We start from the raw sequence: 19944 nt of genomic DNA, 5'->3' as shown, positions 1-19944 counted from the left end.
AGTTAAGATCATAACGTTACTTTGCAGTACTGCTTCTGATATGAGTAGCTTTGCTTAAGTGCATGCTCCCCGGGTACCGTGAAATAGGAATGAGCGCGTGTATTATACGATGCTCGCTCCGCATGAGGGCAAACAACGTGCAATTGTCCAAAGTAATTGAAGATACCGTGATTGGACTCGGATATGAGCTCGTTAATTGGGAATGCTCTAACCGCGGTATGCTACACGTATTTATCGACCAGCCATCGGGCATTACAATAAGTGATTGTGAAAAAGTAACACATCAGCTCCGACGCGTTTTAAACGTCGAAAGTATCAACTATGAACGTCTCGAAGTGTCTTCGCCGGGATTAGACCGTCCACTCAAAAAAGAAGGGGATTTTAGGCGTTTCACTGGCCGCAAAGTAATAGTGAAACTCAAGCATCCATTGAATCGCCGCAAATCGTTTTGCGGCATCTTGTACGCGCTACATGGCGATGTGATAAGTTTAGAATTTGAAGGAAAAGACGGCCCAACGAGGCTTGATTTTACGTTTGCTGACGTGAACTGTGCTCGTCTTGTTCCGCAAATTGATTTTAGGAGGCGCAAACAATGAGTCGCGAAGTGTTGATGCTGGTGGATGCGCTTGCGTGCGAAAAAAACGTCAACATGGATGTAGTATTCGCTGCACTTGAAGCTGCGCTTGCTTCTGCTACGAAAAAACTCTTCGACGAGGATGTAGACATATGCGTATCGATCAACCGTGAGTCTGGTGAGCATGAAACTTTCCGCCGTTGGCGTATTGTGCCGGACGAAGCAGGCTTACAGCATCCAGCCCAAGAAATCTTGCTGTTTGAGGCGCGTGAGCATGATCCGAATGCAAAATTAGATAGTCATATCGAAGAGTCGATTACATCAGTTGAGTTCGGTCGAATTGGTGCACAAGCGGCAAAGCAAGTAGTGCTACAGAAGGTACGCGATGCGGAGCGAGAGCAAATTTTGAATGATTTCCTCGAGCGTGATGAGAAAATCATGACCGGTTTGATCAAGCGACTTGACAAGGGTAACTTTGTAGTTGAATCAGGGCGCGTGGAAGCATTGTTGCGCCGCGATCAACTCATCCAGAGAGAAAATCTGCGAATTGGTGATCGCGTGCGCGCGTACATTACTAAAGTCGATCGCACAGCGCGAGGTCCGCAAATTGAGTTATCACGGACTGCGCCAGAATTCTTAATAAAGCTGTTCGAACTCGAGGTACCAGAGATCGAGCAAGGCTTACTCGAAATTAAGTCGGCAGCCCGCGACCCGGGCGTACGGGCAAAAATTGCAGTGGTAGCTTACGATAAGCGCATCGATCCGATTGGTACGTGCGTCGGCATTCGCGGTTCGCGTGTTCAAGCAGTGCGTAATGAGTTAGGTGGCGAGAATATTGATATTGTGCTATGGTCAGCGGACCCTGCCCAGTTTGTGATAAATGCTTTTGCGCCAGCTGTTGTGCAATCAATCGTCGTTGACGAGGAAAGGCACGCGATGGATGTTGTCGTTGATGAAAACGAGCTAGCTGTTGCAATCGGCCGTAGTGGACAAAACGTACGGCTCGCTAGTGAGCTGACTGGCTGGCAAATTAATATTATGACGCTAGATGAGTCTACTCAGAAGCAATCGCAAGAGCGAAATATTCTGCGAAACCTTTTTATTGAGCGACTAGATGTAGATGAAGAAGTTGCTGACATCCTTATTGATGAGGGTTTCACGAGCCTCGAAGAGATTGCATACGTACCGCTTAACGAGATTCTCGAAATTGAGGCATTCGATGCGGAAACAGTGCACGAATTACGCAATCGCGCCCGCGATACGCTATTGACAATAGCGATCGCGAATGAGGAACAAGTAGAAAACGCGTCACTCGATCTAAAAAGTCTGGATGGGATAGATCAGAATCTTCTTTCTAAGCTCGCTGAGCACAAGATATACACGCGCGACAATCTAGCTGAATTAGCTGTCGATGAGTTGGTTGATATGACCAATATCGACGAAAAATCTGCAAAGACTCTAATTATGAAGGCGCGCGAGCATTGGTTCCAGTGATAAGCACGAAGCGAGATTATCATGGCGCATTAAATTGACACGGCTCGATAAGCCGCACAGAGATATCAACTGCAAAGACCGCTGTCTTTGCCTTAAGAGGGATGAATGGCAAGCAACAACGTAGCCCAATTTGCCGAAGAACTGAAGATGCCCGCACACCTGCTGCTTAAACAGCTTCAGGCAGCAGGTGTGCAGAAATCTGACACTAATGACGCTTTATCTGAATTAGATAAAGCCCGTTTGCTAGATCACTTGCGTAAGTCGCACGGCAGTGCTGAAAGTGAGCAGCGGAAGATTACGCTAACACGTCGGCAGACGTCAGAAATCAAGCAATCCGACCCAACAGGCAAAGCACGTACGATCCAGGTCGAAGTCCGAAAAAAACGGGTGTTTGTTAAGCGAGAAGAACCAGGTGCCGAAGTTCAGAACGGCACGGACCAGGATGATGTGGCTTCCACACTCGCGCGTTGTGAAGAACAGGCGCGCCTCGAAGTTGAAACGCTAGTTCAGCGGGCTCGCGAATTGCGTAAGCGGCAGGAGTGCCTTGAGCGACAAGAAACAGCTCAGCGCGTAGCTCAGGCTAAGGCTGTTGATAAGCAGTTAAGTGAACAACAACAACGCAATTACGCAGTAGAACAACAGGTTAACCAATCCACTAGCATTGACGTTCATTCAACGATAGAACAAGCCGCTGCACGGGAATCCGCGAAGAAAGCTGCCGACACTGCTCGTATTGCTGCTGACAAGGCACGTATTGAGCAAAAAGCGATTCATAGGCGGCGGGAAGTAGCGGAAGCTGAAGCGCGAGCGATCCGCGAGATGATAGCAAAACCTCACAAAACAATGGTAAAGGCACCTGAGCCACTAAAGCCAGTTGCGCCAGTACAGATCACAGAGGCAAAGGGCACCCTACATAAGCCGACTCAGCCGGTTTCTGGCGCAAAGAAACCGGTGTTAGTACCGATTGCAGCGCCTTCTAATCAAAAGAAGAAAATCCCCGGAAAAAGCGGTTGGCAAGACGATGCAGCAAAGCGGCGTGGCATGAAGACGCGCGGCGACTCAAGTGGTGGCGTTGACCGTGGTTGGCGTGGTAGTCCACCAAACCGTGGAAAACACCAGAACGCACATACGAATTTCCAGGTGCCAAACGAGCCCATCACGCGTGAAGTTCACGTTCCAGAGACAATCTCTGTAGCTGATCTTGCGCATAAAATAGCCATCAAAGCCTCCGAAGTCATCAAAGTCATGATGAGGCTCGGCCAGATGGTGACAATTAATCAGGTATTAGACCAAGAAACTGCAATCATCATTGTCGAGGAATTAGGTCATCATGCAGTTGCTGCAAAGCTTGACGACCCAGAAGCGTTACTAATCAAAGGCGAATCAACTGATATCGAGGCACTGCCGCGCCCACCAGTTGTCACGGTCATGGGTCATGTCGACCACGGTAAAACGTCGCTGCTTGACTATATCCGTACCTCGAAGGTAGCTGCCAGTGAGTCTGGAGGGATCACACAGCACATTGGTGCATATCACGTCGAAACGCCACACGGCACGATCACATTTCTTGATACACCGGGCCACGAAGCGTTTGCTGCTATGCGTGCACGAGGTGCAAAATCAACCGACATCGTAATTTTAGTAGTCGCGGCAGATGATGGCGTAATGCCACAAACGAAAGAAGCGATCGCGCATGCAAAGGCGGCTGGGGTAGCGCTTGTCGTGGCAATTAACAAAATTGACAAACCGAATGCAAATCTAGATCGTGTAAAACAAGAATTAGTCTCGGCTGGCGTGGTGCCGGAAGAGTACGGTGGTGATGCGCCGTTTCTCGAGGTGTCTGCCAAGACTGGACAAGGTATTGACGAGTTACTTGAGCATGTGCTGTTACAAGCAGAAATACTAGAATTAACAGCACCTATTGCAGCCTCTGCCAAAAGCCTTGTGCTTGAGTCGAAGCTAGACAAGGGTAAAGGGCCAGTCGCGACAATTCTGGTTCGATCAGGCACGCTTTTTCGTGGTGATGTTGTATTGGCGGGCTCCGCATATGGCCGCGTGCGAGCGATGACCGATGAGTTAGGAAAGCCTGCGAAATCGGCCGGTCCCTCGATTCCAGTTGAAATCCAAGGACTTTCTGAGGTTCCAAATGCCGGCGAGGAAGTAATAGTGCTACCAGATGAGCGAAAAGCACGTGAAATTGCGCTCTTCCGGCAAGGAAAATTTCGAGACGTAAAGCTTGCAAAAAAACAAGCCGCGAATCTTGAAAGCAAGCTAGAGCAGATGGGTGCTGGCGAAGTACAGAATCTATCTCTTCTAGTAAAAGCTGATGTGCAGGGCTCGCAGGAAGCGTTAGTGTCTTCGCTGAAGAAACTATCAACCAATGAGGTGCGCATACAGATTGTATATAGTGCAGTAGGTAGCATCAGCGAAACAGATGTTAACCTAGCGACTGCATCTAAAGCTGTGATTATTGGCTTTAACACGCGCGCTGATTTCCAAGCACGTAAGCTAGCTGAGTCAAACGGCGTTGACCTCCGATACTATAGTATTATCTATGACGCAATAGATGAGGTAAAGTCCGCAATGTCCGGCATGCTATCTCCAGAAAAACGCGAGGTAGTAATTGGCATGCTTGAAGTGCGGCAAGTATTTAAAGTTCCAAAAGTAGGTACGATCGCTGGCTGCATGGTAACTGACGGCATTGTTAAGCGTACGGCATTCATTCGGGTTCTACGTACCAACATAGTAATTCATGCAGGAGAGCTTGATTCACTTAAGCGCTTTAAGGATGATATAAAAGAAGTGAAACAAGGCTTTGAGTGTGGTGTATCGCTAAAAAACTTCAGCGATATCTTAGAAGGTGACCAGTTTGAAGTATTCGAAATTACCGAGGTCGCACGCATAATATAATGTAATGCGTCAGCGCTATAAGCGGGGGGGTGTTTAGTAGCTCCGATTTTGTGATTTGCAGGAGTAGCGCTATGCCCAAAAAACGCAGCAGTAAAGATCGTAACGTCCGGATCGCTGATCAGATCCAGCGAGATTTATCAGAGTTAATTTTATGCGAAGTCAAAGATCCACGAATTAGTTTAGTGACGATTCAGGCAGTTAAACTGACATCCGATTATGCGCATGCAAAAATATTTTTCACGACACTAACAGGAGATCCTCTTCAGACGCAGGAAGCGCTCAACCACGCATCCGGACATTTACGCAACTTATTATTTAAGCGATTACATATCCACACAGTCCCGACATTGCACTATATATTTGATACGTCGATCGGAAAAGCAGTACAACTGCTTAAGTTGATCGAAAAGGCAAACGCAACACGTGCCCGAGAAGACTGACCCAAAAAGTGTGATATTTAATATCAAGCAACAACGCAATCCAGCTCAGACGCGCTTTATGCGACGCTCTATAGATGGTGTTTTACTACTTAATAAGTCTGTTGGCCTATCTAGCAACAGCGCATTAATATACGCTAAGCGCTTACTCAATGCTAAAAAAGCCGGACATACTGGAACACTAGATCCTCTTGCATCTGGTTTATTGCCGCTATGCTTCGGCGAAGCAACTAAGTTTTCGCAGGATCTACTTGATTCCGATAAGACCTATAGCGCGATACTGAGGCTGGGTATTCGCACAACGACCAATGATGCAGAAGGTGACGTGCTGCAGGTGCGACCTGTTACATGTGATCGCGCGGCAGTTGACGCAGTGCTCACTGCGTTTCGTGGTCTCATTATGCAAGTGCCGCCCATGTATTCAGCGCTAAAGCGCGACGGCAAACCACTTTATAAATATGCCCGCGCAGGCTATACGCTTAATCGTGACGCCCGCGCTGTTACGATTCATGCTTTAGAATGTATCAAGTGCACATTTGACGTTATAGCGTCTATGACAATCCGAGTTACGTGTAGTAAAGGAACTTATATTCGCACATTAGCTGAAGATATTGGAGAGGCGCTGGGTTGCGGAGCGCATGTAACAATGCTACACCGCACCGGTGTTGGAAGATTGGCGCTACACGACGCTATAACATTAGGTGAACTATCCCATGTGGACGAATCCAGACGGTTAGATTTTTTGCAACCAATCGATATATTGTTATCAACGCTCTCACCAGTCGAATTAAATGCTGAGATGGCTAGACGCTTTATGCATGGCCAGCAATTGCGGTTAGTAAGCAACCCACATATAAATGAAAATATTAGGGTCAAGGTATATGATGCTGACAGACATCGGCTGATTGGACTCGGTCGGTGCGAGCGTGGTGTGCTATTTCCAGAGCGCGTGATTTCTATTCCCGATTAGCGGCAGAATCACTTCGTAATTCTAGTGAATAAACGTTCGAGTTCTACAGATACTCCTCGATGCTATCTGAAAAAAACAAATATACAAAAAATATCATCGAATACCACTAAGTAGTTATTCGTAAAAATAATCAAACGCTTGTGATTTATTACTGAGGCGTAGTCTACTTCATATGATAGCTAAAATAGCACATTAATATTAATTTCGCTGTACAATTCTCATCTGTATATAAAGATCTAGAGCATACTAATGGACGAGACAAGTGAAATACACACGCAAAATACTCTATGATCGCCTAAGATAATAGGCGGAAACATCATTTTTCTGATTATATAAAGCGGCATTAGCCAGTTTTTCTTTAAAAAATGATTAAGCTATTATTTATTACTTTACCGTCTCGATGAGAAAATGTTATCTCTAAAAAAGATATAGCAGTTTAATGCGCCGCAGTCTAGATGATATATTGCGTAGATAGGCTAATAAATTCTGTCCGATAAAGCCACTCAGTTTCGAAGCAAAAAACTAGTTTTTACTATTTTTAGTATAGAATTACATGAATTGCTTTCAAGATTTTTATAACATTCATATTAATATAATATTATTAATATGATATATAAGCTACGTACAGTTTTATAGATCATATAGCATGATATAATAGAAAATTATATCAATTTTTAATTTATTTTCAATATTTTTTCTTTTTGCTCCGGTGCAACTTTCTGCCTGCGTACAGGTAGTTTTTCGTTGTGTCGGGCTAATGTGCGACGCAACGCATCAAATAAATCTTATGACACGACCGCTCCGCAACATTGCTATTATTGCACACGTTGACCATGGCAAGACAACCCTCGTAGATCAGCTGCTTCGGCAGTCCGGTACGTTCCGTGAGAACCAGCAAATCGTTGAGCGTGTGATGGACTCAAACGCGATCGAGAAAGAACGTGGTATCACCATCTTTGCCAAGAACTGTTCCGTTGAATACGAAGGCACGTGTATCAATATTGTTGATACGCCTGGACATGCTGATTTCGGCGGCGAAGTCGAGCGAGTTCTATCAATGGTTGATTCAGTGCTCCTGCTAGTCGACGCGGTTGAAGGGCCGATGCCACAGACGCGATTTGTGACACAGAAGGCATTAGCGCTCGGGTTTCAACCGATCGTGATTGTGAATAAGATTGACCGGTTAGGTGCTAGGCCGGACTGGGTAATTAATCAAACGTTTGATCTGTTCGACAAGCTCGGCGCAAATGATAAACAGCTCGATTTCCCGGTAATCTACGCATCAGCTTTGAATGGCTATGCCAACTTAGATGCGCAGATACACGAAGGTGACATGCGGCCACTATTTGAGGCAGTGCTGAAATATGTACCGATGTGTAGTGCTGATCTAGAAGCGCCGCTGCAATTAAGGATTACCTCACTAGACTATTCGACCTATGTAGGCCGTATCGGCATAGGCCGCATCACGCGTGGGCGAATAAAGGCAGGACAGCCGGTTATAATGCGCTTTGGACCGCAGAGTAAGTCGTTAAATCGGGAGATTAAGCAGGTTCATGTCTTTAAAGGGCTGGAGCGTGTACAAGTAGATAGCGCCGTAGCCGGTAACATCGTACTCATTAACGGCATCGACGATGTTGGTATTGGCGCGACGATTTGCGCACCAGATGCGCCAGATGCACTACCGATGATCATTGTTGATGAGCCAACGCTGACGATGAACTTTTGCGTTAATACATCGCCGTTAGCAGGCAGGGAAGGGAAGTTTATTACTAGTCGACAAATCCGCGAGCGACTCAACCGGGAGCTGAATCATAATGTTGCATTAAGAGCAAAAGATACTAGCGACGATGCAGTATTCGAGGTATCCGGCCGGGGTGAGCTACATTTAACTATCTTAATCGAGAATATGCGTCGTGAAGGATACGAACTTTCGGTATCGCGTCCGCGTGTGGTAGTACGAGAAGTCGATGGTACTAAACATGAGCCGTACGAATTACTCACCGTAGATCTTGAGAATCATCATCAGGGCGCAGTAATGGGAGAGCTTAGTCGACGCAAGGGTGAGCTACTTGATATGGCATCCGAAGGGCGCGGACGTACACGACTCGAATATCGGATTCCGGCACGTGGATTAATCGGTTTCCAGAGTGAGTTTCTAGCGCTAACGCATGGGGCCGGCTTAATGAGCCACATATTCGATGCATACCAGCTGATGCGGGACGGAACAATTGGCGGTCGGCGAAATGGCGTACTTATTTCACAAGATGATGGTGCTGCGGTCGCATACGCACTATGGAAACTACAGGATCGGGGGCGTATGTTCATATCACCGGGTGATATGTTGTACGCAGGAATGATTATTGGCGTGCATAAGCGTGACAATGATCTTGTTGTGAATCCAATTCGCGGCAAGCAGCTGACTAACGTGCGCGCATCGGGAACAGACGAAGCAGTGCGTCTCATGCCGCCAATTCAGTTAACACTTGAGTACGCAGTTGCGTTCATCGACGATGATGAACTTGTCGAGGTTACGCCGCAGTCGATCCGGCTACGCAAGCGGTACCTGAAGGAGCAAGATCGCCGCCGCGTAAGCCGAGAGTCCTCAGTCCACTAATGTGCGAGAGCCGTGCTGACATTGTCGACCAACGCAACTTTTTCATTCTCAGGTTATCATACCTAAATGTAGCGCCATAGTATCGATACTGTGCAAATAATTTCCCCGCGCCTCGCTCCGTTCGTTTAAACCCGATATTAACCTGCTTCTGAATAAGGATAATAGCTTCAATATGCTGAACATGCTAAGCTTAGCGGATGCATATTTTAGGTTCTTCCACAGAAGACTTGATACGTGTAATGTGCTACACGGTCAGGCCATTTCGCGGAAATTTTCGTAACCCGATATTTCTCGAGAAATTTGAAGAAAGGTGAGCTTCAAAATGATGAAGCAATTCCAGTTGAACTCGTATTTGTTCGGCGGCAATGCTCCGTACATAGAAGAATTGTACGAAGTATATCTCGATAATCCGGCGTCCGTACCCGAGAACTGGCGCATCTACTTCGATACATTACAAAACGTACCGGCGTCAGATGGTTCGAATGCGAATGATATTGCTCATGCACCGATCGTTGAGTCTTTCACTAAACGAGCCAAAGAAAACGCATTTATTCTATATGACAGCGATAACGACCTATCCACCGCACGAAAGCAAGTCTACGTTCAATCGTTAATAGGCGCCTATCGTTTTCTTGGTTCGCAATGGGCTAACATCGATCCACTAAAGCGCCGAGAGCGTCCACATATTCCCGAACTTGAACCTGCATTTTATGCTTTCACCGAATCTGACATGGATCAAACGTTCCATGCGACGAACTTATACTTCGGCTTTGAGCAAGCATCTTTACGCGAGATTGTACAAGCATTACGCGATACGTACTGCGGTACAATTGGCGCGGAATTCATGTATATAAGCGACCCTGAGCAAAAGCGATGGTGGAAAGAGCGGCTAGAGTCCACACGGACAACACACAATTTCTCTGCCGAAAAGAAGAGGCATATTCTTAAGAGGTTAACCGCAGCCGAAGGTCTAGAGCGTTATCTGCATACAAAATACGTTGGCCAGAAACGTTTCTCGCTCGAAGGCAGCGAGAGCTTCATCGCGGCAATGGATGAAATTGTATGTCATGCAGGTAGCAAGGGCGTTCAGGAAATTGTGATAGGCATGGCCCACCGCGGTCGACTGAACGTACTAGTCAACACGCTCGGGAAAATGCCGGCAGATCTTTTTGCTGAATTCGAAGGAAAGCATGTTGACGACCTTCCGGCTGGCGACGTGAAGTATCATAAAGGCTTTTCGTCCGATATCTCAACAGCTTGCGGCCCAGTACACCTATCGCTAGCGTTCAACCCGTCTCACCTGGAAATTGTCAACCCTGTAGTCGAAGGTTCTTCCAAGGCGCGAATGAACCGTCGTGGCGAGCTAGGCGGCCTACAAGTGCTGCCGGTACAGATCCATGGCGATGCGGCTTTTGCCGGACAAGGTGTTGTGATGGAGACTCTGAATCTGGCACAAACACGCGGTTACGGCACGTACGGCACGCTACACGTCGTGATTAACAATCAGATTGGCTTCACCACATCCGATCCACGCGATACGCGTTCGTCGCTGTATTGCACCGACGTCGTCAAGACGATTGAAGCACCAGTGTTACATGTCAATGGAGATGACCCAGAGGCAGTTGTATTTGCTACACAGCTAGCAATTGATTTTCGGATGCAATTCCACAAAGATGTTGTGATCGATATTGTTTGTTTCCGTAAACTAGGTCATAACGAACAGGATACGCCTGCGGTCACGCAGCCGTTGATGTATAAAAAAATCTCACAGCATCCCGGTACGCGCGCGCTATATGCAAAAAAGCTAGTAACACAGCATGTAATTAGCACCAATGAAGCCGATCAATATGTGAAAATATATCGCAAAGCAATGGATGAAGGGCATCATACAATTGATCCGGTGCTTTCAAACTACAAGAGTAAGTATGCAGTTGACTGGACACCATTTCTAGGCCGAAAGTGGACTGATGCGGCGGATACTACAGTGCCAATAGCTGAACTTAAGCGCCTAGCTGAGCGAATCACGACGATTCCGAAAAGCTTTAAACTACACCCTCTGGTTGAGCGTGTAGTTAATGAGCGTCGCAAGATGGGGCGTGGCGAACAGCTTCTTGACTGGGGCATGAGTGAGCATATCGCATTTGCATCGCTAGTCGCTTCCGGTTATACGGTACGCTTGACAGGACAAGACTCAGGCCGTGGTACTTTCACGCACCGTCATGCGGTACTGCATGACCAAAATCGTGAGCGATGGGACGATGGCACGTATATTCCTCTGCAAAATGTTTCAGATGAGCAGGCAAAATTCACCGTTATTGATTCAGTGTTGTCCGAGGAAGCAGTTCTTGGCTTTGAGTATGGATATTCAACTGCCGAACCTAATGCACTAGTTGTATGGGAAGCTCAGTTTGGTGACTTTGCTAATGGTGCGCAAGTTGTTATTGATCAGTTTATTTCATCAGGTGAAGTGAAGTGGGGCCGTGTGTCCGGGCTGACGATGCTGCTTCCGCACGGTTACGAAGGGCAGGGTCCAGAACACTCTTCCGCGCGTATCGAGCGGTATCTGCAGTTATGTGCACAGCATAATATGCAGGTCGTACAGCCAACAACACCGGCACAAATATTCCACCTGCTGCGCCGCCAGATAATTCGGCTGTTCCGAAAGCCACTAATCGTGTTGACGCCAAAATCATTATTACGCCACAAAGAGGCAATGTCGCACCTTTCTGAGTTGGCGGGTGGTGCGTTTCATCCAATTCTTAGCGAGATCGATGAATCGATTGACCCCAAAAAAGTCAAGCGTGTACTCGTTTGTTCGGGTCGTATCTACTACGATCTCATCGCCTATCGACGCGAATTACAGAACACTGAGGTCGCAATCTTGCGTATTGAACAACTTTATCCATTCGCGCACAAGCAATTTGAAGCCGAACTAAAGAAACATGACAATGCCACAGAAGTGGTATGGGTGCAGGATGAACCGCAGAATCAAGGGCCTTGGTTTTATATTAAGCACCACCTAATCGAAGGAATGCAAGATGGAATGAAGCTCGCGTATAGCGGGCGTCCAGCGTCCGCATCGCCGGCAGTCGGTTACTATGTGAATCACTACGCGCAGCAAAAGTCACTAGTCGAAAATGCCTTCGGTCGGCTTAGAAGCATGACACTAACCAAGTAATCATACAGGGATAAAGCTGTTAGTAGGGGAGAGCCCCCTCTACTAGAGGCTAGAGGGGGGCAGTGCGCTGCATGTCTAGCGCCTGGTAGGCCCGATACGACACATACGTATTCAGGATAATAACGATGGCTATCGTTGAAGTTAGAGTTCCGCATCTTTCGGAATCAGTATCAGAAGCTACGATGCTTCAGTGGAAGAAGCAACTAGGAGAAAAAGTTTCTCAAGATGAAATACTGATCGAGATCGAGACCGATAAAGTTGTGCTTGAAGTGCCGTCGCCAGCTGCTGGCACTCTTGTGCAAGTCATGAATCACAGTGGTGACACTGTTGTTGCCGATAAAGTAATTGCTGAGATTGATACTGAAGATCAAGCTACCACTACGACAAGTAGTGAGGTGCAGCCGGCCCCACAAACCTTGTCGACACCTATAATAAAACCGCTTGCGGCTGACCATGCAATTGCGTCGCCAGCTGCCTTAAAGTTGCTTGAAGAGAAGAATCTAAGCATCGGGCAACTAAGTGGAACCGGTCGTGCGGGAAGGGTAACTAAGGGAGATGCACTAGCGGCCAGCGTGTCGCCAACAATTTCTACAGTAGATGAAAAAACACAGCCTACAGATCGCCCAGAGCAGCGTGTACCGATGTCACGGCCGCGCGCTCGGATCGCTCATCGTCTACTCGAGTCACAAAAGACTAATGCAATCCTCACTACGTTCAACGAAGTGAATATGGCACCGGTTATGAATCTGCGCAGCAAGTATAAGGATTGCTTTGAGAAGGAACATGGCGTCAAGCTCGGTCTCATGTCGTTTTTTGTAAAAGCGGCTGTGCATGCGCTGAAGAGATTCCCTCTTGTGAACGCATCGATTGATGGAAGCGATATTGTCTACCACGGCTACTTCGACATTGGTATCGCAGTAAGCTCGCTGCGCGGCCTAGTTGTACCTATTCTGCGCAATGCAGATCATATGAGTCTGGCGGATATTGAGAAGAAGATCTCTGATTTTGGTGCAAAAGCTAGAGATGGCAAGCTATCAATCGAAGAAATAACTGGAGGCACGTTCTCAATCTCAAATGGCGGTGTATTTGGCTCAATGCTATCAACGCCAATCATCAACCCGCCGCAATCGGCAATCCTCGGCGTGCATGCGACGAAAGAGCGGGCTGTCGTTGAGAATGGAAAAATCATGATCCGTCCAATCAACTATCTTGCCTTATCATACGATCATCGGATAATTGATGGCCGTGAGGCAGTACTATCACTCATTACAATGAAAGAAGCGCTGGAAGAACCGGCACGCTTGCTGCTTGACCTTTAGGCGAGGAGTGTCTGTCATGGAAAAAAAATTTGATGTAATTGTGATTGGTGCCGGCCCTGGCGGCTACATTGCGGCTATCCGTGCCGCACAGCTTGGCCAAAGCGTGGCCTGCATCGAACAGTGGAAGAACCCAGAAGGCGAACCTAAGCTCGGTGGAACTTGCCTGAATGTCGGCTGTATCCCATCGAAAGCGCTTCTAGCTTCGTCTGAAGTGTTCGAAAATACTTTGCATCACTGCAATGATCATGGAATTTCGATATCGACAGTAAAGATCGATATTGCGAAAATGCATGCACGTAAGGATGCGATTGTCCACAAGATGACTAAAGGAATCGAGTTCCTATTTCGAAAAAATAAAATCACGTGGCTGAAGGGACACGGAAATTTCATCGGTAAGATGAACGCTGGTTATCAGATTAATGTAGTCGACAAAGGTACAGTGGAGTCTGTAATCGCGCGCAATGTAATCATTGCAACGGGTTCAAGAGCGCGCCATCTACCGTTTATTAAGGTAGATAACCGGATTATTTCCGACAACGAAGGGGCTCTGGCTTTTGATTCGGTGCCTACGAAGCTGGCAGTCATTGGAGCAGGCGTCATTGGTCTCGAGTTGGGTTCTGTATGGCGACGCCTTGGTTCCGAGGTAGTAGTGCTCGAGGCATTGCCGTCACTCCTTGGCGCCGTTGATGATGGATTAGCAAAAGAAGCAGCGAGGCAGTTCACAAAGCAAGGATTAAAAATTCATCTAGGCGTACAGATTCGTGAAGTGAATACGACCGATAACGGCGTAATCATCTCGTATTCAGATAAAGAGGGTCATTCGCGAAAGCTCGAAGCTGACCGCCTAATCGTTTCCGTAGGTCGCGTTCCAAATACTGATGCACTCGGTCTTGAAACGATCGGGTTGATGGTTGGCGAGCATGGATTTATTAATGTCGACGATCAGTGCCGCACTAAACTGCCTGGCATCTATGCAATTGGCGATGTAGTGCGCGGCCCCATGCTTGCGCACAAGGCCGAGCATGAGGGAATACTAGTTTCCGAGATAATAAATGGACAAAAACCGCATATAAATTATAACTGCATCCCGTGGGTTATCTATACAGAGCCGCAGATTGCGTGGGTGGGAAAAACTGAAACACAATTAAAAGCGGAAGGTCGGCAAATCAAGACTGGGCAGTTCCCCTTCATAGCTAATGGACGCGCGCTATGTATTAATCATGCTGATGGTTTTATAAAAATGATTGCTGACGCTCATACTGATGAACTACTCGGCGTGCATATTATTTCTGCAAATGCGTCTGATCTAATTGCTGAGGCAGTTGTTGCGATGGAGTTCAAGGCTGCATCAGAGGATATCGGGCGGATTTGTCATCCGCATCCATCGCTCTCAGAGGTAATGCAGGAGGCGGCACTTTCAGTTGACAAGCGCGCGTTAAACATGTAATGCGAAACTAGTTAGTTGCATCACGCCAGAGTCGGCAGGATACAATATCTTGTGAGTCCCGCTATACGGCATTCTGCAAAAGTAGGTGGTTAATATCCGCTTACTTTCTTGCACTGATGAACGTCACTGAATACTGCGATAAAGAACTAGCTAAACGCGGCTCCCAAGCTGATATAGCGCAACAACGTGCGATCAGCCGGTTGCAACGCTGTTATGATGACTGGATTGCTTATAAAACGCGGCACTTCAATGTACTGCAAAGGTGGCTGATGCGACCGGCCCCACCACGCGGAATTTATATGTGGGGTGGTGTTGGGCGCGGCAAGACCTTCCTGATGGATAGTTTTTATGCCGTTGTACCGGTGCAATGTAAGATGCGTCGGCATTTTCATGCATTCATGCGCGATGTACACCGCGCGCTTAAAGAGCTGAAGGGCCGTGCCGATCCACTAGATGAACTTGCGCGACTAGTTGCTAAGCGTTATCAATTAATTTGTTTTGACGAATTCCATATTTCAGATATTGCAGATGCAATGATCTTATATCTTTTGTTATTAAGATTGTTTGACCGGGGTGTGCAGTTTGTAATGACGTCTAATGACGAACCCAGTTCCTTATACTGGGAAGGATTAAATCGTGATCGAGTGCTGCCTGCTATTGATCTCATTAATGGCAAGCTCGACGTCGTGAATGTAGATGCGGGTACCGACTACCGGCAGTGCGTATTAAAACACGTGAAATCTGTTTACTATAGCCCACTGGGATGTCCTGCTGAGAGAGCGTTATATGAATCATTTACTCAATTAGCCACAATATCAGATAAAAAATCGGTAGTGTATATCGCAAATCGAAAGATTAAAGCCTTGCACTGCGCCGATGGTATCGTTTGGTTTGATTTTGCCACACTATGCGGTGGACCACGCTCGAAAAATGACTACTTAGAGTTAGCCACACAATTTCACACAATTATTTTATCGAACGTACCGCAGATGACATCCAATATAGCCGCTGAGGCGCATCGCTATATGTGGTTGATTGACATCCTATACGACTATAGGATTAAACTATTAATGTCAGCTACCGTGCCAACCAGAGAGCTATGTATTGAAAAGCCACTGGCCAATAAATTTGCACGCACTATATCGCGTATTCTTGAGATGCAATCTCAGGAATATCTGAATACACCGCGCCGCGTCGTCGATGTATTATTAACGTGATAGTACAGAGATTGTCTATAAATATATTACTACGGGCTGCCTCATGCGTCTCTACCGGTATAAGTAGTAAAGACGCAACCCATCATCACTATACCTAAGAATTAGGTGAGCAGAATAGAAATAGATATCACGAGTAACTCCATGCTGCCGCAAAAATATATTAGTCAGCACAGAAGTTTTCGCCGTTCTATTAACAAGATGCTTAGCTTATCCACGTATGTTGATATCCGATAGCCTACACCGCATCCTAAGATCTAGCGAAATTCCTATACTATTTCTCACGCTTCGTAGGAAAAGTATATGCAGATGGCGGCTTATGTAGATTGCACTTGTCCGCTCTGTGAGCATTAACACTATTATTATTAGAGTATACTCTCATCGATCGACAAATTCGGATGGTGATACCATTGATGTCGGTGGTCAAGATAAAAACAACCTAAAGTGCTTTTCGCGCTTTACATGTAAGTAACAGAATAGCCGCTGTTTATCTTTAATATTTATACAATTTAAATTCTGACTATTATCTATATATAGAAACCTATATCTAGAAACCTATAGAGAAAATGCTACTAGGGTTAGTATACGGCCTTGTACCTTTTAATAGCAGCCGATCAGAGTCGAAGAATCTAGCTAACTTAGTGAATTATAATTTGCAGATTTGATTGCGAATTGCCCTACTCGCTAATACGACGAAGCCGCGCTATCTTCGGTTAATGTCGTCATTCTAAGTTTCTGGCCAACTTTTACTCGAACGGGAAAATAGTAACTAAATTCGCAAAGTACACGTCGAACACTCCCGTACTACAATTCACGACATTCGATTTTAAACGGATAGCTAACAAATACTATCGTAGTCTAACTCTCGTATGTGCAATATACGTGGACTTATAGCACACACTAGCATCTCGTATATTGCACATACGAGATGCGAGAGGCCTTATGAGCTAGTGAGGCTGTCATAGTATTTAGTAATAGTTGACAAAACAGAATCAGATCACAATAATTGCTAAAATTCTCTAATTATTTAGTAAAGTTGCCCAGGTGGCGAAATTGGTAGACGCACTAGTTTCAGGTACTAGAGGTAATTCCGTGGAGGTTCGAGTCCTCTCCTGGGCACCAATGATTATGTTGTTACTAACGCGCCACAATTTTTACCTTCCATCGTAAAATAAAAAGCTTACGAAGAAGATTTTCGTTTTTAGTTTACGGGTAAGCAAGCCAATAGCTTGCAATTTAAAATGTGCGTTTTGTCTGCTACGTCAATTCACTAAGCATATAAGCCCGCACTGGAAAAATTCAAGTGTTAACATTATTCTGAGGCGCGTTGGCCAGTGACACTGGCTATTAGCTGAATATTGACGATGCCTTGACATGTCAATCTGTGCGACATACGAATTCACGCTAACTATTATCGATAAGGCTTTGAGTAAATACCCCTATCCAATTCCTAGCCGAGAAAAAATTCGCTGTATATTGCTCACAACTAAACAGCCGCTTTCAGAAAATAACATTGCTGAAGCATTCGAAATCAAGCCCCAGGAGCAAGAAGGATTTTTGAGGCGCCTGAGCGCAATGGAGCGCGATGGCCAAATCAGTCGTGACGAGCGTGGTTATTACCAACCCATGCATTCGTCAAACTTTATCGCGGGTAGGGTTCAGGGGCATCGAGCTGGCTATGGCTTTCTCATTCGAGAGGATGCTGGAAACGACTTATTCCTTTCCAATACAGAAATGCGGAAAGTCATGCACAACGACCGGGTACTAGCGCGCGTGAAAGGACACGACCGGCGTGGTCGTCCAGAGGCAAGCATTCTTGAGATCACCGATCGGGCCAATAAGCGAATTATCGGACGGCTACTAAACGAGAATGACGTATGGATTGTTGTGCCAGAGGACAAGAGAATTGGCCACGACATCCTCGTAACGAGAATGGGTAAGATTAAGCCTAAGTTCGGCCAGATCGTCTCGATTGAGTTAACAGATTTCCAAACCAGTTATTCTCGGCCGGTTGGCGAGATCGTTGAGGTGCTAGGCGATATTGATAATCCGGGCATAGAAATCGAGATCGCCGTGCGTAAATACGGTGTGCCACACCGCTTCTCAGACGAGGTACTTACTCAAGCGGCCAAGCTACCTAATGAGGTGTGCGCAGCAGATCTGTGCGGGCGCGTAGACTTGCGCGATATTCCGCTCGTTACAATTGACGGTGAAGATGCACGTGATTTTGATGATGCAGTTTATTGTGAAGCGATCCAGATAGGACAGCAGAACTGTTTTCGATTGCTGGTCGCAATCGCCGATGTATCGTACTATGTCATTGATGGAGATAGCCTCGATCATGAGGCGCTTGTGCGTAGTACATCGGTATATTTCCCGCGACGTGTAATACCAATGCTGCCAGAGAAGCTATCAAACGGGCTGTGTTCACTCAATCCGAACGTAGACCGTTGTACGCTTGTCTGCGACATGGTGATTAACTCTCGCGGAAAAATTAAAACATACCAGTTTTATCCAGCTGTGATGCATTCAGCAGCACGGCTAACATACACTGAGGTAGCAGCTATTCTGTCGAATACGAATGGTCCTGAGGCGGAAAGACGTACTACCTTGCTTCCACACCTTCAGAGCTTACGCGATGTATTTAAAGCGTTAGTGCAGGCGCGCAAGAGACGTGGAGCGATCGAATTTGACACGATAGAGACCTATATTGTGTGCAATAGCCAGGGTAAAATTGATCAGATCTTGCCGCAGCAGCGCAATGATGCACACAAATTAATTGAAGAGTGCATGTTAGCTGCTAATACGTGTGCAGCAGATTTTCTAAAACGTAATCAGCATCCGGGGCTATATCGAACTCATGCTGGTCCGACGGAAGAGAAGCTAGCGCATCTTCGGGCTTTTCTATGTGGTTTCGGGTTGACTTTGGGCGGCGGAAATAAGCCGCATTCAAGTGATTATGCAACTCTGATGAGGAAAATTCGAGACCGGCCGGACATGGTGATGCTACAAATGATGCTGCTCCGCTCAATGCAGCAAGCTGTCTACAGTCCTGATAATATCGGGCATTTTGGTCTCGCATATGATGCGTATGCACACTTCACTAGTCCGATTCGGCGCTATCCGGATCTACTTACACACCGCGTGATCCATGCGATCTTGGCAGGCCAGAAATACGAGCCCTGCTCTAAATCTGCGCTTAATACTGTGCCACTACTTCATGCACACGCATTGCAGAATCAAGAAGAAAAGCGCGTAGGTGCGAGAGATTCTACTTGGGAGGCCCTTGGTTTACATTGCTCAGCTAATGAGCGCCGTGCTGATGAAGCATCACGTGATGTCGATGCATGGCTGAAGTGCTATTTCATGCGCGATAAGCTCGGTGAAGAATATAGTGGAATCATCAGTGGCGTAGCCCCATTTGGTATTTTTGTACAACTTGACTTATTGTTTATAGAAGGGTTAGTCCACGTTACTGAGCTTGGCGCCGACCATTTTCAGTACGACGAAATTAAGAACGAGTTACGCGGTAATCGTACCGGAATACAGTATCGCCTATCCATGCGAGTGCGGGTGCAAGTCAGTCGTGTCGACTCTGATGCACGTAAGATCGACTTCCGCTTAGTATGCGGGATATCGACCAAGTCTCCGTTACGCGCGGGTTCTCGCGGCATAGTGGGTAACAATGTGCGCGGTCGAGCAGCACCTATGTAGACTACTTATCATAATAGATAATTCATCACTTTGCCAAGTAAGACGATAGCTTTATATCAAACACACAGATAAA

At 46.6% G+C, this 19944-nt stretch carries 10 protein-coding genes, 1 tRNA gene and 1 pseudogene; all 12 read left to right on the top strand.

Annotated elements, in window-relative coordinates; all coding sequences use genetic code 11:
* The first annotated feature begins 137 nt into the window (after nucleotides 1-137).
* Nucleotides 138-596, top strand: coding sequence for a ribosome maturation factor RimP (gene rimP / locus GJV44_RS00680; RefSeq protein ID WP_226806604.1), 459 nt, complete (start codon nucleotides 138-140; stop codon nucleotides 594-596).
* Nucleotides 593-2068 carry a transcription termination factor NusA gene (nusA, locus tag GJV44_RS00675; RefSeq protein WP_226806602.1) on the top strand — a complete coding sequence of 492 codons (1476 nt, stop codon included), beginning with the start codon at nucleotides 593-595 and terminating at the stop codon, nucleotides 2066-2068. The genes rimP and nusA overlap by 4 nt, the downstream gene beginning before the upstream one ends.
* 105 nt (nucleotides 2069-2173) lie before the next feature.
* Entirely contained in the window at nucleotides 2174-4978 is a 2805-nt protein-coding gene (infB, locus tag GJV44_RS00670; protein WP_226806601.1) for a translation initiation factor IF-2, read from the top strand.
* Between the two features lie 71 nt (nucleotides 4979-5049).
* Nucleotides 5050-5418, top strand: coding sequence for a 30S ribosome-binding factor RbfA (gene rbfA / locus GJV44_RS00665; protein ID WP_226806599.1), 369 nt, complete (start codon nucleotides 5050-5052; stop codon nucleotides 5416-5418).
* Nucleotides 5419-5476: 58 nt separating this feature from the next.
* The gene (truB, locus tag GJV44_RS00660) at nucleotides 5477-6385 is read left to right on the top strand and encodes a tRNA pseudouridine(55) synthase TruB (RefSeq protein WP_226806843.1); all 909 of its coding nucleotides are present in this window, start codon (nucleotides 5477-5479) and stop codon (nucleotides 6383-6385) included.
* A gap of 787 nt (nucleotides 6386-7172) precedes the next feature.
* Complete coding sequence (gene typA / locus GJV44_RS00655; RefSeq protein ID WP_226806598.1) at nucleotides 7173-8999, top strand: translational GTPase TypA; 1827 nt, start codon at nucleotides 7173-7175, stop codon at nucleotides 8997-8999.
* A gap of 322 nt (nucleotides 9000-9321) precedes the next feature.
* On the top strand, nucleotides 9322-12177 hold the full coding sequence (locus tag GJV44_RS00650; RefSeq protein ID WP_226806596.1) for a 2-oxoglutarate dehydrogenase E1 component: 2856 nt from the start codon (nucleotides 9322-9324) through the stop codon (nucleotides 12175-12177).
* Nucleotides 12178-12302: 125 nt separating this feature from the next.
* On the top strand, nucleotides 12303-13496 hold the full coding sequence (gene odhB / locus GJV44_RS00645; RefSeq protein ID WP_226806594.1) for a 2-oxoglutarate dehydrogenase complex dihydrolipoyllysine-residue succinyltransferase: 1194 nt from the start codon (nucleotides 12303-12305) through the stop codon (nucleotides 13494-13496).
* 16 nt (nucleotides 13497-13512) lie between these two features.
* The gene (gene lpdA, locus GJV44_RS00640) at nucleotides 13513-14943 is read left to right on the top strand and encodes a dihydrolipoyl dehydrogenase (RefSeq protein ID WP_226806593.1); all 1431 of its coding nucleotides are present in this window, start codon (nucleotides 13513-13515) and stop codon (nucleotides 14941-14943) included.
* Between the two features lie 116 nt (nucleotides 14944-15059).
* Complete coding sequence (gene zapE, locus GJV44_RS00635) at nucleotides 15060-16160, top strand: cell division protein ZapE (RefSeq protein ID WP_226806591.1); 1101 nt, start codon at nucleotides 15060-15062, stop codon at nucleotides 16158-16160.
* A gap of 1035 nt (nucleotides 16161-17195) precedes the next feature.
* Nucleotides 17196-17279: transfer RNA gene (locus GJV44_RS00630), tRNA-Leu, on the top strand.
* Nucleotides 17280-17531: 252 nt separating this feature from the next.
* Nucleotides 17532-19823 (top strand): annotated as a pseudogene (gene rnr / locus GJV44_RS00625) (ribonuclease R); the annotation flags it as partial.
* Nucleotides 19824-19944: the final 121 nt, after the last annotated feature.

Source organism: Candidatus Vallotiella adelgis, assembly GCF_020541305.1.
In the GTDB taxonomy this organism is placed as follows: Bacteria; Pseudomonadota; Gammaproteobacteria; order Burkholderiales; family Burkholderiaceae; genus Mycetohabitans; species Mycetohabitans adelgis.
This window is presented reverse-complemented; position numbering and strand designations above follow the sequence as displayed.

What these genes read in the sequence shown, in the direction of transcription:
- nusA (WP_226806602.1), top strand. Translation starts at nt 593, where the DNA reads ATGAGTCGCGAAGTGTTGATGCTGGTGGATGCGCTTGCGTGCGAAAAA.
- infB (WP_226806601.1), top strand. Translation starts at nt 2,174, where the DNA reads ATGGCAAGCAACAACGTAGCCCAATTTGCCGAAGAACTGAAGATGCCC.
- rbfA (WP_226806599.1), top strand. Translation starts at nt 5,050, where the DNA reads ATGCCCAAAAAACGCAGCAGTAAAGATCGTAACGTCCGGATCGCTGAT.
- truB (WP_226806843.1), top strand. Translation starts at nt 5,477, where the DNA reads ATGCGACGCTCTATAGATGGTGTTTTACTACTTAATAAGTCTGTTGGC.
- typA (WP_226806598.1), top strand. Translation starts at nt 7,173, where the DNA reads ATGACACGACCGCTCCGCAACATTGCTATTATTGCACACGTTGACCAT.
- GJV44_RS00650 (WP_226806596.1), top strand. Translation starts at nt 9,322, where the DNA reads ATGATGAAGCAATTCCAGTTGAACTCGTATTTGTTCGGCGGCAATGCT.
- odhB (WP_226806594.1), top strand. Translation starts at nt 12,303, where the DNA reads ATGGCTATCGTTGAAGTTAGAGTTCCGCATCTTTCGGAATCAGTATCA.
- lpdA (WP_226806593.1), top strand. Translation starts at nt 13,513, where the DNA reads ATGGAAAAAAAATTTGATGTAATTGTGATTGGTGCCGGCCCTGGCGGC.
- zapE (WP_226806591.1), top strand. Translation starts at nt 15,060, where the DNA reads ATGAACGTCACTGAATACTGCGATAAAGAACTAGCTAAACGCGGCTCC.